The organism is Vibrio sp. F13 (assembly GCF_020806305.2).
GTDB lineage: Bacteria > Pseudomonadota > Gammaproteobacteria > Enterobacterales > Vibrionaceae > Vibrio > Vibrio crassostreae_C.
The window spans coordinates 988,036-1,002,457 of the sequence record NZ_CP170175.1; the positions used below are offsets into that span (position 1 = coordinate 988,036).

Consider the following 14,422-nt stretch of genomic DNA (forward strand, 5'->3'; position numbering starts at 1 on the left):
ATAAGTGCCGAGTTTGGATTAGGAATATAAGCTTATGAAATACTGAAAACTTAAGCTCCGTTTATCTTTTGAACTATTGCTTCTTACAATCTACTGCCTACCGCGCTTAGAACACGGTGAGGTTTGTAATTCATGTAATAACGAACCGCCACATAACCCACTACAAACGTTGCCACAATCAATTCTAGATACGCTAGGCCAAACACTTGATTGATGTAATGCGCTTCAATACCTTGTGCTTGCATCCACGCAGCCAGTTTGAACAAGGCTGTTGCACCAATCACGATTGGGAAGGTAAACGCTGCATAACCAGGGCTAAATGGAAGACGAAGTAGTTTGAAAAACGCCATATAGATAATGAACGTCATCAACACTGCAATACCAAATAGTAAGCCAATGATCACAGGTGAAGGGTTAGCAGTAACGGTTAAGTAACCCGCCAAAGATAGGCTTGCCGGTGCTGCCATAATCGCAATCGTTGGTTTTGCAGCATCTGGCACTTCGTGAGAGAAGATCAAACGGTAAACCATGATTGGTAGCATTACTGCGTAAACCAATAAGCCGAATACCAAAGTCGCGTTAGCTACTGGCTCTAAAACTGGATTACCTGAGAAAGAGACGTCAGCGACGATAATACCGATCGGTGGCACAAACCAGCTTGGCACCATGTGGTGAATCTCAAAGTTTTTAGCTCTGTGGTACAAAAAGCTCGTTAGAAACACAACATGCAAAGCCACAGAAGCCAACCACATAGCTTCTTGTAAGAATTGAGAGATTGGCGCCAAAGACGCTGACACCACCATGCACCCCATTGCAAATGTTGGTACCACACTGCCGACAACAGGGTGAGCAAGATCTTCACGCAATAGATGACCATGAATCAAAAATTTCACAGCTAAAACAAGAAGTAATACCGCCGCAATGCCAGCACTGATCCACTGCACCAAACCCGGTGTGTGTAAGATACCTTGTGCGACTAAAACGCCATCCCAGCACCAGCCTAAGCTTGCGATTGCGAGTGCTAACCCTGCCATGGGTGTTGGAGCTCCTGTTAATCTATATTTAATACGTTGAATCATGTCAGCCTCTCTTAAACCTAATTCACAAAACTTGTGAACTCATCAGCTTGTTGAAGCCATAATACGCTTGCGCTTCGTTAAACAATATCCAATTATATATAACAAGTGTTCATCAATACTGAACAGAATCCATTTTCACCAGCAGAGTAAAACTAGGAATCTGATGGCTAATATTTCAATAAAACAGCTCAAAGTGTTCGTCACTATTACTCAGCACTCGACATTGACTGCTGCCTCTGAGGCTCTGTTTCTGTCTAAAGCTGCGGTCAGCATGGCACTAGGCGAAATGGAGAAACAACTCGGCCACTCTCTATTTGACCGGGTCAACAACCGATTAATTCTCAACCAAGAGGGACATAAGTTACTTCCATTGGCGGATGAAATATTACATCGTGCTGCTGGTATTGATGTTTTGTTCCGTGATGATCAGCCTTTAAGTGGCAATCTAAAGGTCGGCGCGAGTGACACGATTGGTAATCAGGTCGCACCGTTTATTTTGTCAGGCTTTCGCGAACGAACTCAACATCAGGATCAAAGCTTGTTCATTTCAAACAGTGCACTGATCTGCCAAAAGTTGGTGGATTATGAACTGGATATCGCGCTAATTGAAGGAAAAACATTACACCCTGAACTCATTTCGAGTCAGTTTAGCAGCGATGAAATGTGCATTATTGTTAGTAATCAACATCCTCTCGTTGCCAAAGAAAAAGTGATTTTAAGCGATTTAGAAGACAGCCATTGGATTTTACGTGAATCAGGCTCAGGGACTCGCGAGTTTTTCCTTCGTGCCGTCGCACCGCGCATCGAACATTGGTATGAATCTTTTGAACTCAACACCACAGAAGCAATCATCAACTCTGTTTCTGCCGGTCTTGGCTTTGCCTGTTTGTCTCGTTTAGCTGCTCAGCGAGCGATCGATTCAGGCCGAGTAAAAGCGCTTAATGTGCCACTTGATATGAAACGCCGATTCTGGATGCTGGTCCATAAAGACAAATATCAAAGCCCACTGCTGAAATCTTTCATGAGTTATTGTGAAGACTGGGCGGCACATCAAGATTGAGGCCGCATAGTACGGGCTCCAACTGGACTTTTAACATCAGAAACTGTATAAAAAGCCAGTAAAATTTATCAAACTTAGAGGATTAACCATGGCTGTTATCGTCAAGTACGTGGTGGAACGCAACGGAGAAGAGAAAATGACTTTTACCTCTAAAGCCGAAGCTGACGCATACGACAAAATGCTGGATATGGCTGATGAGCTTTTTGAACTGTTAGGCAAAAGCGATTTAGTTGAAGATGAAGGCAAGCAAGAAGAACTTGCAATGTACCTAGCGAAGAACAAAGAAGAAGTTCTTTACGCATTAGGTGCTAAGCGTAAGCCAGCTCCGAAAAAAGCTAAGAAGCTTGAAGCTGTTGAAGACGCAGAAGAAGATGCAGCTTAACTAGCTGATACCTTTCTAAAAAACGTCAATGACGCCTCTAATCAGAGTTCGTTATTGGCGTTTTTTTATACTTATCGAAATATAATGAAGCTTGTTTATAGTCGAAATCGCTCTAAACATTCGCTTGCATGAAAGTGTGAGGAAGATCTAATCTATAGCCATCAGGTGATGGGGTTCCACCTAAGCTTTTGCTTCAACCGCCCGTTCTTTCCGAACAGTGCTAATGACTCCTACAGAATCGAAAACAGGTAATACTGTTGGACGTATCGCTATTCCTCCATTTTGAAATGGACTTAGTCTATTAAGACCAAGTTCCATGACACCTTTGGATTATCGATACTCAAGATCTGTAGTGAATTAGCCGCACCTCTTCCAACACGTCCTGTTTTCTCAACGCCCTAGGCCTTAAATGGCTCTATAAGTGAGAAAACATTATGCACTACTCTTCAGAAATTCAATCAATGTGCCCTATTCAAAGGGGTGATCTTCACAATTCAGCTCCAATTCCAGTTGAAGGCGCAATGGTTAGCCCAAAAGATGTCATCGCTATTTCTGGCTTAAGCCACGGTGTTGGCACTTGTGCACCACAACAAGGTGCTGCAAAACTGACTCTTAACGTAAAAAACGGCATCATCGAAGAAGCATTAATCGAAACGATTGGTTGTTCAGGTATGACTCAATCTGCCGCGATGGCTGCGGAAATCCTCACCGGAAAAACCATTCTAGAAGCGCTGAATACTGACTTGGTATGTGACGCGATTAACGTCGCGATGCGCGAAATCTTCCTGCAGTTTGTTTACGGTCGAACTCAGTCGGCTTTCTCTGAAGGTGGCCTAGAGATCGGCGCAGCACTAGAAGACTTAGGTCAAACACAGCGCAGCCAAGTTGGCACCAGCTACTCAACCGCAGCAAAAGGCGTTCGTTACCTAGAGCTTGCAGAAGGTTACGTAACCAAGCTTGCACTTGATGATCACAGCGAAGTGATTGGCTACGAATATCTCAACCTCGGCAAAATGATGAAGGCGATTAACCAAGGCGTGCCTGCGAATGAAGCGGCCGACCTTGCGACAGGGACCTATGGCCGCTTCGATGAAGCCGTGACCACTATTAACCCACGCCAACAGTAATTTTGCCAATTTAGAGGAAAGATATGATGAACACTCAATTTAATGAATCAGTAACTCGCGTATTGGCAGAAATGAACTTCGACTCGTTGGAGCAAGCAAACCAATACTGTTTATCACACAATGTCGATCCAAAAGCATTAGTGATGGACACTCAACCTATCGCATTTGAAAGCGCAGCTGACGCTTACACTCTTGGTGCAGCATTGGCTCTGTTCCGTAAAGCGAACAACGCAGAACAAGCAGCGAATATCATTGGTGAAGGCCTTCAAGCATTCACAAAACCCGGCAGTGTTGCGGAGCAACGCCAAGTCGGTATCGGCCATGGCGCACTGGCTGCTCGCCTTCTCAATGAAGAGAGCCACTGCTTTGCTTTCCTTGCAGGCCATGAGTCTTTTGCTGCTGCAGAAGGTGCGATCAAGATTGCACTGAACGTGAACAAATCACGCAAAACACCATTGAAAGTTATCTTGAACGGTCTAGGTAAAGATGCCGCTTACCTAATCTCTCGCATCAATGGCTTTACTTATGTTCGCACTCAATTTGATTACCAAACGGGTGAGCTAGTTGAAACAGAACGTCGCCGCTTCTCACAAGGCCCTCGTGGCGAGATCTTGTGTTACGGCGCTGATGATGTACGTGAAGGTGTAGCGATCATGCACAGAGAAGAAGTGGATGTGAGTATCACGGGTAACTCAACCAACCCAACACGCTTCCAACACCCTGTTGCTGGTATCTACAAAGCAGAACGCACTCGCCAAGGTTTGCCATACTTCTCAGTTGCTTCAGGTGGCGGTACAGGTCGAACATTGCACCCAGATAACGTAGCAGCAGGCCCAGCGTCTTACGGCATGACCGATACCATGGGCAGAATGCACGCTGATGCTCAGTTCGCAGGTAGCTCTTCTGTTCCGGCTCATGTGGCAATGATGGGCTTCATCGGTATGGGTAACAACCCAATGGTCGGTGCGACGGTTGCATTGGCTGTGGCTGTGAGCGAATCTCAAAACGCATAACGACAACGTTGGCGCCACGATCTATCCATAGAAGAGCGTCCGTTAACTGAGAATCAAGCAATAACGGACGACTAAAACTCTACACCTATCACTAAAACCAAACAGCCAGCCTTATGCTGGCTGTTTTTTATTCACACTTGCTCTACTATCTATTTCTAATAATTATTTGTATCTAAGATTAAATACACAAACCATTGGTATTTAACTGCATCTTTTCAAAGGAATAATATGAAAGAGCTCATCATTCATACCATTACCGTGTTCATGGGCTTTTTTGCCATCATGAACCCTATCGCCAACACACCGATCTTTCTTTGATTAACAGGTGATAATGATAGGGAAACGGTCAAGTCTATCGCTTTCCGCTCAGTGTTCATCGCCTTCATCATCGTCAGCACCTTTGCTGTCTCGGGTAAACTCATCTTCGACCTCTTTGGTATCACGCTTTACGCGCTTCGTATCACCGGCGGGATCCTCGTGTTCTTGATTGGCTTTCATATGCTGCAAGGTGACTCAACACACTCTAAAGCAAAAGAGAAGGTCAACTCAGACGCTCAACAAGATGCGGCGCTCAGTATCGCCGTCTCGCCACTGGCAATGCCAATATTAGCCGGACCGGGCACCACTGCCACCGCGATGAACTTTGCCAGCACCGAAGGCATCTACGAAACCATCATCACCATCGTCGCCTTTGGCCTACTATGCGCCTTAACCTACGTATTGTTTGTATTTGGCGAGCGCTTCGTTAAAGCCGTTGGACCAAGTGCATTGAATGTAATTACCCGAATGATGGGTTTGATACTCGCCGTTATTGGTATGCAGATGCTGATTGAAGGTATTGAACAAGCCCATAAGGCGCTGTTTGTTTAAGCTCAGAACAACAAATTTCTGATACAAAAATAGCCAGCGATTCGCTGGCTATTTTCTTTGGCGCTTTTGTTTACGAATTATAAATTAGTTCGCAGGGCAGCCTTTTACTTCTAAACCTTTACTCATGTAGATTAGATCACCATCCGCTGGTGCGTAATTCGCTGCAGTGACATCAGGGTTCTTAACAAAGAATTCGCGCAGTACCGAGGCATCCGTTAACTGTGTCGATTCAACGTCAATTACTGGGTAGTCATCACCACCAGCCGCACTGAAACTGATCACGGAGAACGTGTAAGTGTCTGCTAAATCAAAACCTTTGCCATTGATGTCTCGAATGGTCACATCACTCAAATCGCAGTCAACCGTTAAGCTGATATTGTCGAGTTGGGCATAAGCGCCGGATCCTGCAGTCTTCGTCGCAACAACGTCCAAATACGCTTTTACTTCAGCACCTGTCATCGTTGCTTTAGTCACGAAGTTCCCGAAAGGTTGAACCGTCAGTACATCACGATAAGCAATGTCTCCTGCCGCAATTGAGTCACGGACACCACCAGAGTTCATTACACCAAAGTCAGCATTCACCAATTCATAAGTGCGGTATGCTTCTCCTAACAAGTGACCAAGATTAGTTTGTTCTGAACGAACAACATCACGATCACCTTCCAGTTTTGCATCTGTCTTTGAGATGATGACATCGAGGAGATCTTGCCCTTGTTGTTGATATGGGTAGAGAGTAGCTTTTACAGCTGCATCAGGCTTTATTTCAGATTGAATAAACTGATAATCACCGTTTTCATCCTTCTCTTTTAGGTTCACAGGAACCAGATCGTACTTCGCTAAATGCAGTTTGCCGTCATAAAACTCAAAGTCAGCTCTGCCTACATACTTACCCCACTCGTGAGCTTGCATGATGTAGGTACCATTTTGCTGATCAGGTTTGCAGTCATCCCCTGGGTTGAAGTCGGCGTATTCATTGCCTTCCATACAAACAGGGTTTTGAGAGTGTCCACCAATAATTGCATCTAGCTGACCTTCTTCTAGAGAGCGAGCAAGCAATACATCGCCAGGCGCTTCACTACCATGCTGACCATCTGCGTAATGCCCCATATGCGTGGTAGCAAAAATCAGGTCAACCGTTTCATTGGCCTCTATTTCTTTTATGGCTTTTTTGATTTCAACTTGTGGGTCGGCAAAGTGAATTGTCGCGACGTTGTCAGGATTAACTAATTTAGCCGTATCTTTGGTTGTCAGGCCAATAACAGCAATCTTTAAACCATTAATGGTGAATACTTTATATGGAGAGAAAAGGCGTTCATCAGTAACTGTGTCTCCATCTTTGATATAAATATTCGCCGCAAGCATCGGGAAGTCAGCTAGCTCAGATTGCATCTCAAGCACATCCAAGGTGTTGTCGAATTCATGGTTACCTAATGCCATCGCATCGTAACCAAGAAGGTTCATGCCAACAAAATCTGGTATCGCATCCTGCATATCAGACTCTGGAACACCAGTATTAATGTCACCACCGGACAGTAGGATCGTCTCACCACCGTTTTGAGTCACTTCCGCACGAATACTATCAATCAACGTCTTACGAGCCGCCATTCCATACTCACCCTTACTATTTTCCCAGAAGCGACCATGGTTATCGTTGGTATGTAAAACAGTAAACTTGGTACAAGAAGCGGCAGTGTCACATGTCACTGCGATATCGTCACTGTCCGAGCCACAACCAACCATCGCTACGCCGATAGATAACACCAGTAAAGACTTAGTAAAATTCATAGAAGATCCTTTATTAATCGTTTTAATGTCGTTATGGCAGGCAATATACTGACATCTTGCAGGGTTTTAGTGATCGTTCTCTTAATTACATGTCTGGAAAGTTGAGTATTTACCCTAACTGTAGGCACAAGCGATTAATCAACAGAAGTCGAATAATTCTGATAATAAACATGAATTTATAAAGAAAGTGTGACTCACTCTATTGATACGGCTAACAAGAGGATGGACTAAAGATAAGTGTCAGGCATGGAAATGAAATGGCACCGCGCTACTTAAGTAAGAACGCCCATATTTAAGAGCGAGGTATAATATCCGGATAATGAAAACTATCTCTCAAAAGACAAGCAATATCATTTTACAGACTTTATCCCGATACGCCCTTTCATAACGAGGGCGCTCTCTTTATGATGAACGCAATTAAATTAACTTTGCTAACGGCAGCGCTTGTTATTCGAGCCGTTGTTTTGGAATAGCAAAATCAAGACTCAACACATGGAGATTCAACATGGCTTATTTTTCACTAGCCTTCGGTACGGCAACCAAAAATCGCGACAATAAAATCATTGAAGCGTTCTTCCCTAACCCGCTTCTAAACCCAAGCGACGCTCTTGTAGCAGCTGTAGCTGAAGTGTCAGGTTACGCTGAAGGCAACCAAGCTATCGAAATCTCTGCTGCACAAAGCGCAGAACTGGCGAAAGCATTCGCAGCAAACGATGATGCAGCTAACGCATCTTTCGCAGAAAAAGCTGCAGCGTCTGAACAGCCACTTGTTCTTGTTGTTCTTGCTACTGACGAGAAGCCAGCATCAGTTGCTGAAGGCTTCCTAAAGCTACAACTTATCTCTAACCGCCTAGTACAACCACACGGTACGGTACTGGACGGCATCTTCGGTCTACTGCACAACATCGCATGGACAAACGAAGGCCCTATCGACCTACCTGAGCTGGCTGAGCGTCAAATCGAAGCTCGCCTTGCAGGTCGTGCTCTGTCTGTAGATTGCGTAGACAAGTTCCCTAAAATGGTGGACTACGTAGTACCAACAGGTATTCGTATTGCTGACACTTCTCGTGTTCGTCTTGGCGCACACGTAGGCGAAGGCACAACAGTAATGCACGAAGGTTTCATCAACTTCAATGCTGGTACAACTGGCGTGAGCATGGTTGAAGGTCGTATCTCTGCGGGTGTTGTTGTAGGTAACGGTTCAGACATCGGCGGCGGCGCTTCTATCATGGGTACTCTGTCTGGTGGCGGTACGATGGTTATCTCTATCGGCGAAAACTGCCTACTAGGCGCAAACGCTGGTCTTGGCTTCCCTATGGGCGACCGTTGTACGGTTGAGTCTGGTCTTTACGTGACTGCGGGTACTAAGGTTCGCATGCTAGATAAAGAAGGCAATGAAGTAGAAATCATTAAAGCTCGCGATCTTGCTGGCGTGTCTGATCTTCTGTTCCGTCGCAACTCAATCACAGGCCAAATCGAGTGCCTAGCGAACAAGTCTGCGGTTGAGCTAAACAGCGAGCTGCACAGCAACAACTAATCTAAGCACTAGATGCTAGATGCTAGATGCTAGATGCTAGATGCTAGATGCTAGATGCTAGAAAATAATAAGCCGCTGGGGTTCAATCCAGCGGCTTTTTTGTATGTTCTGGGAATCATTATTGCCCCATTACCAGTCAGAGTTAACAGAATGTTAACATGTATTTGCCCTACTAAAAGTAATCCCTTGTCTGTTGGATATTTGCAAGGCAAACTGCTGGGCAAAAGTTCGAAAACACTCTGAATGTCTAAAAATCGCCATATTTTTCGAAACTAGGGATTTTATATCATTGGCTTTTCGGTTTCGGTTTCGGTGGCTGAAAGTTTGGGATAATTTGAAAACCATTTGGACATAGCTATGCCTGTACTCTTACCAGAGTACTAGCGGCAGAAGTTTCATAATTTCTGTTGCGCTGCGCTTACAAACCGATAAGAACATAAATCGATATCTACTTAGCCATCTTTACATACCTTTACATCACATGACGTTATCTTACTTACATTAGTATATTCTTAAGTAGTGAAACAAAGAGAAGGAAAACGTCATGAAAATCAAAAGCACGATAATCGCGTTACTCGGTATCGTTATTGCCTTCGGAGCAATGGCTGGTGGAATGAATAAAGGCATGAATAACAATATGTCACGCCCAGTATTTTCACAGTTTGATCTCGATGGTGATGGCAAGATAACCGAAGCCGAGTTCAATCAAGCACGCTCAGAACGTATTGCCCAGCGAGCAGAAGAGGGACGTACGTTGAAAAATATCAATCAAAGCCACAGTTTTGCTTCGTTAGATAGCAACGCGGATCGCGCTATCTCTCAACAAGAGTTTAATGCTCATCAAGGCATGGTGAACCCCAAAAATACCATGGGCAAAGGCAAAAACAATCAGTAGCTCAATTCAATCAGGCCTCCATTTGTGAGGCCTGACTTATTTTGAGATCAAGGAAGCAAATCCGCTTATGTTGGTGTGCTACCTTTTGCTTAAGGAAAAGCTAATATATAGTAAGGGAATCGCTATGACTAGGTATAGCTGGTTACAAAGGGCTCTGTTTGTTCCTCCTGTTTTGTTGGGCATCGCGTTATTGGTGATCGCACCAGGGATGAAGGCTGAACCGCCTAATGCGAGTAATACGGCTGCTAAAAAGGTGGTTCGGGTGTTGAAAGTCGAGCCGCGAAATATCCAACCTTCTGCCATCGGATATGGACATACCGAGTCTGTTCAAGACTGGCAGGCACAGTCTGAACTTGACGGCGCGGTTGTGTGGGTTTCTGAGCAATACAAAACGGGCGCTATTATCCGCAAAGACAGCGAACTCCTTAGAATTGACCCCACCGCTTATCAACTTACTATTGCCCGTTTGCAAGCTGAGCTTGAAGTGCTAATGCTAACGAATCAGACCATTATCGATTCGCTCAAGATTGCAGAGAAAGAGTTTGAGGTACAACAGTCAGAATATGCCCGCTCAATCAAATTGAGTGAAACCGGGCATATCTCCAAAACAGAGAAAGACCGCGCGACCAAAGACTTGCTCAGCAGCCAGCAACAGCTCCAGACACAGAAAAACCAACTGGCAATTAATCAAGCGCAGCAAAAGGTTTTGCAAACGGAACTAGCACTTGCAAACCGAGATCTCGAACAAACCGTAATTAAAGCCCCATTTGATATTCGCATTGTCGAAACCTTGGTTGGACTCGCCGAGTATGTCAACAAGGGGGAATTGCTGCTCAAAGCGGATGACATCGATGCCGTTGAGGTTCGCGCGCAGTTTCCGCTTGGTAAAATGCGTCCGCTAAGAAATTCCAATCGCTTTGACTCGCTTGACGAAGATGTTCATAGCAACTTGAGCGCGACAGTCGAGCTCCAAGCAGGCGATAAAGTAATTACTTGGCCTGCCGAGATCAGCCGCTCCGGCGGTGAAATCGATGCTCAGACTCAAAGCCAAAGCCTGGTTGCACAAGTAAATCAGCCCTATCAGCAAGCCATTCCCGGGGAGAAGCCACCACTTATTCGTGGGACTTTCGTTAAAGTCACGATTAAAGCACCAATGATGGAGCAACAAGTCTTGCTACCGATAAACGCCATCCATGATGGTAAAGTTTACACTGTCTCTGAAGGTAAACTGAAAAGCAAACCTGTCAGGATAGATTTCGTCCAAGGGCAGGTTGCGGTGATCAAATCTGGCGTGGAATTCGGTGATGTGGTTGTGCTAAGTAAACTTTCACCCGCCGTTGAGGGGATGGCTTTACAACCGCAACCGGATGAGAAAATCGGCCTTTGGTTGGATACGCAGAGCGGATTTAAAGCCCTAAACGCGATTCAGAAAGAGGGCAAATTATGATCGCTTTTTTTGCTCGGCACACCACTGGCGCCAATGTCCTGATGATGGCGGTACTGCTGTTAGGGGCTTTTGCCTTGCCCAAACTGCAGAAAGACACTTTTCCGTTGACGCCGACCAAAAATATTGAGGTTCGGATCGTTTATCCGGGCGCGTCACCTTTTGAGATGATGGAAGAAGTGTGTTACCCGTTGGAAGATTCTCTCGATAAGCTGAGTGGAATTAAAGAGTTAAGCTGTGATGCCCGAGAGAGTTTGGTCATCGCCAATGTGGAAATCGGCGATGATGAAGACATTGACACTTTAACCAGCGATATTCAACAGCAGGTTAACGCCATCAGTGATTTTCCGGATCGAGTTGAGCAGATCACGGTGTCGAAACTGGACCGAGTGGCAACGGTGGCCAGTGTCGCGATTACCGGCAATATGTCAGATAGGGACTTATATCTCTATGCCCAACAAATTAAGCACAAGTTAAAAGAGAGCCCATTGATCGCTCAGGTGACCGTGAGCGGTTTTGCGGATCAAGAAATAGAAATTCGCGTATCGCAGTGGAAGTTGCAGCAGTACGGCCTGAGTGTGTCCGACTTGTCCAATCTAGTACAACAGCAAAGTATCAGCACTCCTGCTGGCGTATTTAGTAATGACTTGGAAGAGATCAGCGTCCGCTTCGACCACTTAGGCAGCAACGTCAGAGACTTCGAAAATATCGTGATTAAATCCAGTGAGACGGGGACTCAGGTTCGCCTCGGTGATGTTGCCGTTATTCAGCAGAAGTTCACTAGCGATGAAAATCAAATCCTGTTCAATGGTCAGCGTGCCGCTTTGCTTCAGGTGTCCAAAACGCAATTTCAAGATACCTTAACGGTCAAAGATGCGATCGTCAGCATCGTTGAAAAAGAACAGGCGAGAGCCCCTGAAGGCGTCGCTTTAACCATCACCCAAGATTCCAGCACCAATATTATTGAGCGTCTGAGAATCCTCACCAGCAATGGCGCACAGGGATTAGCACTGGCATTTTTGATGTTGTGGGCGTTTTTTAATATTCGCTTTAGCTTTTGGGTCACCATGGGGCTGCCGGTTTCATTCCTTGGCGCCATTTTTGCGATACAACTTCTCGGTTATACCCTGAATATGATGACGCTGGTCGGGCTGATTGTCGCGATTGGTCTGCTAATGGACGACTCGTTGATCATTGCAGAAAACATCGCTGCCAAGAGGCAACAAGGGCTACCCGCGTTTGACGCTGCAGTTGAAGGTACCAAACAAGTCTTCCCAGGTGTGATTGCATCGTTTGCTACCACCATCATGGTGATAGGGCCGCTGATGTTTCTCACAGGCAAGATGGGCGAAGTACTACGCTATATTCCCATCGTGTTATTGATTACCTTGCTTGTTAGTCTGATAGAAGCTTTCTTGATCTTGCCGTCTCATTTGGCACATAGCCATACTGAATCTCGCTCTAATCCTATACGGGAAAAGTTCATTGCCGGTTTTGAAAACATCAGAGACAGATTCTTTGTGCCAGTGAGTGTCAAGGCGATGAATGCACCTTATCTTTCAGTAGGGATATTGGTGATGGTGGTGATGATTTCAACCGCTTCCATTTCGTCAGGTTGGCTGAAATTCAAAGCCATGCCTGCCTTGGAAAGTGATGTGCTGCAGGCGCGTATCTTGCTCCCTCAAGGCAGTTTACTGAGCCAGACAGAGGCGGTGGTGGAGAAGGTTTCAAACGCGCTTGATGAACTCAACCAAGAATACGCAGAGAAATACCCAAGCTCAAAACCTTTGGTCGCGAGCACCACGATCATGTTCAACTCAAATGCTGATGCTAATGAGTCGGGGCCGCATATGGCAACCGTCAGTGCCGATCTATTGCCAGCGCAATTTAGGCAGCAGAGCATTAAAGATCTGATCCAAGATTGGAAACAAAAAGTAGGCCCTACGGCGGATGTGGTTTCACTCAAGTTTACCGATAAAGAACGGGGCATTGCTGGCAATGGCATTGATATTCGGGTTCAGGGTGAGTCGTTACAAGAGCTCAATCAAGTCAGCCGCTCGCTGGTGAAATGGTTGAAGGGATTTGACGGTGTCTATAACCTCTCCACCGATCTGCGTGAGGGCAGAACCGAATTTCACGTTAACCTTAAAGATGAAGCTGGCGTGATGGGAGTTAATGCTTCCAACATTGCTCAAACGCTGCGCAGCGCGGTAAAAGGCAGTACTGATCTGACGGTTTTCCAACAAGGCGAGCTGGTGGATATTAGTGTGAGACTGGATGAGTTTACGCACCAAGCTAGCCTGTATGAGTTGAATAACTTGATGGTGACGGCAGGCAATGGAACCCTAGTTCCATTATCAAGTGTTGCGACGTTTGACAGAAAACAAGCCTTCTCGCGAATTCACCGCATTAATGGGATGAACACTGTGGTTGTGCAAGGCAATATCGATACGCGGGTTGCCAATGCGCGTGAAATCATGCTGCAGTTCAATAGCGAATTTGTCTCGCAAACTCAACACAAATTCCCAGACATCACCTTCACCTCGCAAGGTCAGGATAAAGAAAGCTCAGATACGGGCTCCTCGCTGGCGACCTTCTTTGCTCTTGGCGTGGTGGGGATTTATCTTATTTTAGTGTTCCTGTTACAAAGCTACACTCAACCGATTGCTGTGCTGCTGGCAATCCCTATGGGCTGGATTGGTGTGGTATGGGGGCACTTGGGCATGGGGTTCGATTTGACTATTCCAAGCTTGGTTGGCTTTGCTACCTTAGCGGGTATCGTCGTTAACGATAACATTCTGTTGGTCAATTTTATTAAGAAGAATATCGCCCAAGGCGAGCGCTTGATAGACGCTTGTCGAGAGGCGGTACGTGACCGATTTAGAGCGATATTTATCACCTCGTTAACCACATTTGCAGGATTGCTTCCACTGTTAACCGAAACCAGTACGCAAGCGCAATTTCTGATCCCGTTAATTGCCAGTATTGCGTTTGGCTTAGTCTCGGCTACGTTACTAGCGTCAATTGTTGTGCCTTGCGTGCTGCTTATTTTGGACGATTTAAAGCTGACCAAATGGGCAGAAGGTGCTCAATCTTCCCTTTGAGGCCCTTGGGAGTGCATGCTGAACCATGTCATTTAGCCCGGCATGAAAATGGTAGTTTGCGTAGAATTTATTTGGCGATTAAACCCTATCACTGACTGCTGTTTTTTTGCGTACAAAAAACAATAG

At 45.6% G+C, this 14,422-nt stretch carries 10 protein-coding genes, 1 pseudogene and 1 riboswitch; of the genes and pseudogenes, 9 read left to right on the forward strand and 2 right to left on the reverse strand.

What is annotated here, in order from left to right:
• Positions 1–83: 83 nt before the first annotated feature.
• Positions 84–1,034, reverse strand: a complete 951-nt coding sequence (locus tag LMH68_RS04560; RefSeq protein WP_017071043.1) for a TDT family transporter — start codon at positions 1,032–1,034, stop codon at positions 84–86.
• A 208-nt stretch (positions 1,035–1,242) separates the two neighbouring features.
• Here LMH68_RS04560 and LMH68_RS04565 point away from each other — a divergent pair, with 208 nt between their 5' ends.
• The 5 genes and pseudogenes from LMH68_RS04565 (at position 1,243) to LMH68_RS04585 (ending at position 5,531) form a co-directional block, all read left to right on the forward strand.
• Positions 1,243–2,139 (forward strand): LysR family transcriptional regulator, encoded by an 897-nt coding sequence (locus tag LMH68_RS04565; protein ID WP_017059889.1) that lies wholly within the window; start codon positions 1,243–1,245, stop codon positions 2,137–2,139.
• An 88-nt stretch (positions 2,140–2,227) separates the two neighbouring features.
• Positions 2,228–2,521 carry a YebG family protein gene (locus LMH68_RS04570; RefSeq protein WP_008223840.1) on the forward strand — a complete coding sequence of 98 codons (294 nt, stop codon included), beginning with the start codon at positions 2,228–2,230 and terminating at the stop codon, positions 2,519–2,521.
• A gap of 155 nt (positions 2,522–2,676) precedes the next feature.
• A riboswitch (Fluoride riboswitch) is annotated at positions 2,677–2,761 on the forward strand.
• A 194-nt stretch (positions 2,762–2,955) separates the two neighbouring features.
• Complete coding sequence (locus LMH68_RS04575) at positions 2,956–3,648, forward strand: iron-sulfur cluster assembly scaffold protein (RefSeq protein ID WP_017071044.1); 693 nt, start codon at positions 2,956–2,958, stop codon at positions 3,646–3,648.
• Between the two features lie 23 nt (positions 3,649–3,671).
• Positions 3,672–4,661 carry a GGGtGRT protein gene (locus LMH68_RS04580; RefSeq protein WP_017631946.1) on the forward strand — a complete coding sequence of 330 codons (990 nt, stop codon included), beginning with the start codon at positions 3,672–3,674 and terminating at the stop codon, positions 4,659–4,661.
• A 228-nt stretch (positions 4,662–4,889) separates the two neighbouring features.
• A pseudogene (locus tag LMH68_RS04585) lies at positions 4,890–5,531 on the forward strand (MarC family protein).
• An 84-nt stretch (positions 5,532–5,615) separates the two neighbouring features.
• On the opposite strand, the gene ushA reads toward LMH68_RS04585, so the two are convergent.
• On the reverse strand, positions 5,616–7,316 hold the full coding sequence (ushA, locus tag LMH68_RS04590) for a bifunctional UDP-sugar hydrolase/5'-nucleotidase UshA (RefSeq protein ID WP_017064205.1): 1,701 nt from the start codon (positions 7,314–7,316) through the stop codon (positions 5,616–5,618).
• A 505-nt stretch (positions 7,317–7,821) separates the two neighbouring features.
• On the opposite strand from ushA, the gene dapD reads away from it, so the two are divergent.
• The 4 genes from dapD to LMH68_RS04610 all read left to right on the forward strand — a co-directional run bounded on the left by dapD (position 7,822) and on the right by LMH68_RS04610 (position 14,296).
• On the forward strand, positions 7,822–8,853 hold the full coding sequence (gene dapD, locus LMH68_RS04595) for a 2,3,4,5-tetrahydropyridine-2,6-dicarboxylate N-succinyltransferase (RefSeq protein ID WP_017059885.1): 1,032 nt from the start codon (positions 7,822–7,824) through the stop codon (positions 8,851–8,853).
• 544 nt (positions 8,854–9,397) lie between these two features.
• Positions 9,398–9,748 carry an EF-hand domain-containing protein gene (locus LMH68_RS04600; protein ID WP_017059884.1) on the forward strand — a complete coding sequence of 117 codons (351 nt, stop codon included), beginning with the start codon at positions 9,398–9,400 and terminating at the stop codon, positions 9,746–9,748.
• Positions 9,749–9,872: 124 nt separating this feature from the next.
• On the forward strand, positions 9,873–11,195 hold the full coding sequence (locus LMH68_RS04605; RefSeq protein WP_032545691.1) for an efflux RND transporter periplasmic adaptor subunit: 1,323 nt from the start codon (positions 9,873–9,875) through the stop codon (positions 11,193–11,195).
• On the forward strand, positions 11,192–14,296 hold the full coding sequence (locus tag LMH68_RS04610; RefSeq protein WP_229647791.1) for an efflux RND transporter permease subunit: 3,105 nt from the start codon (positions 11,192–11,194) through the stop codon (positions 14,294–14,296). The genes LMH68_RS04605 and LMH68_RS04610 overlap by 4 nt, the downstream gene beginning before the upstream one ends.
• The last annotated feature ends 126 nt before the right edge of the window (positions 14,297–14,422 follow it).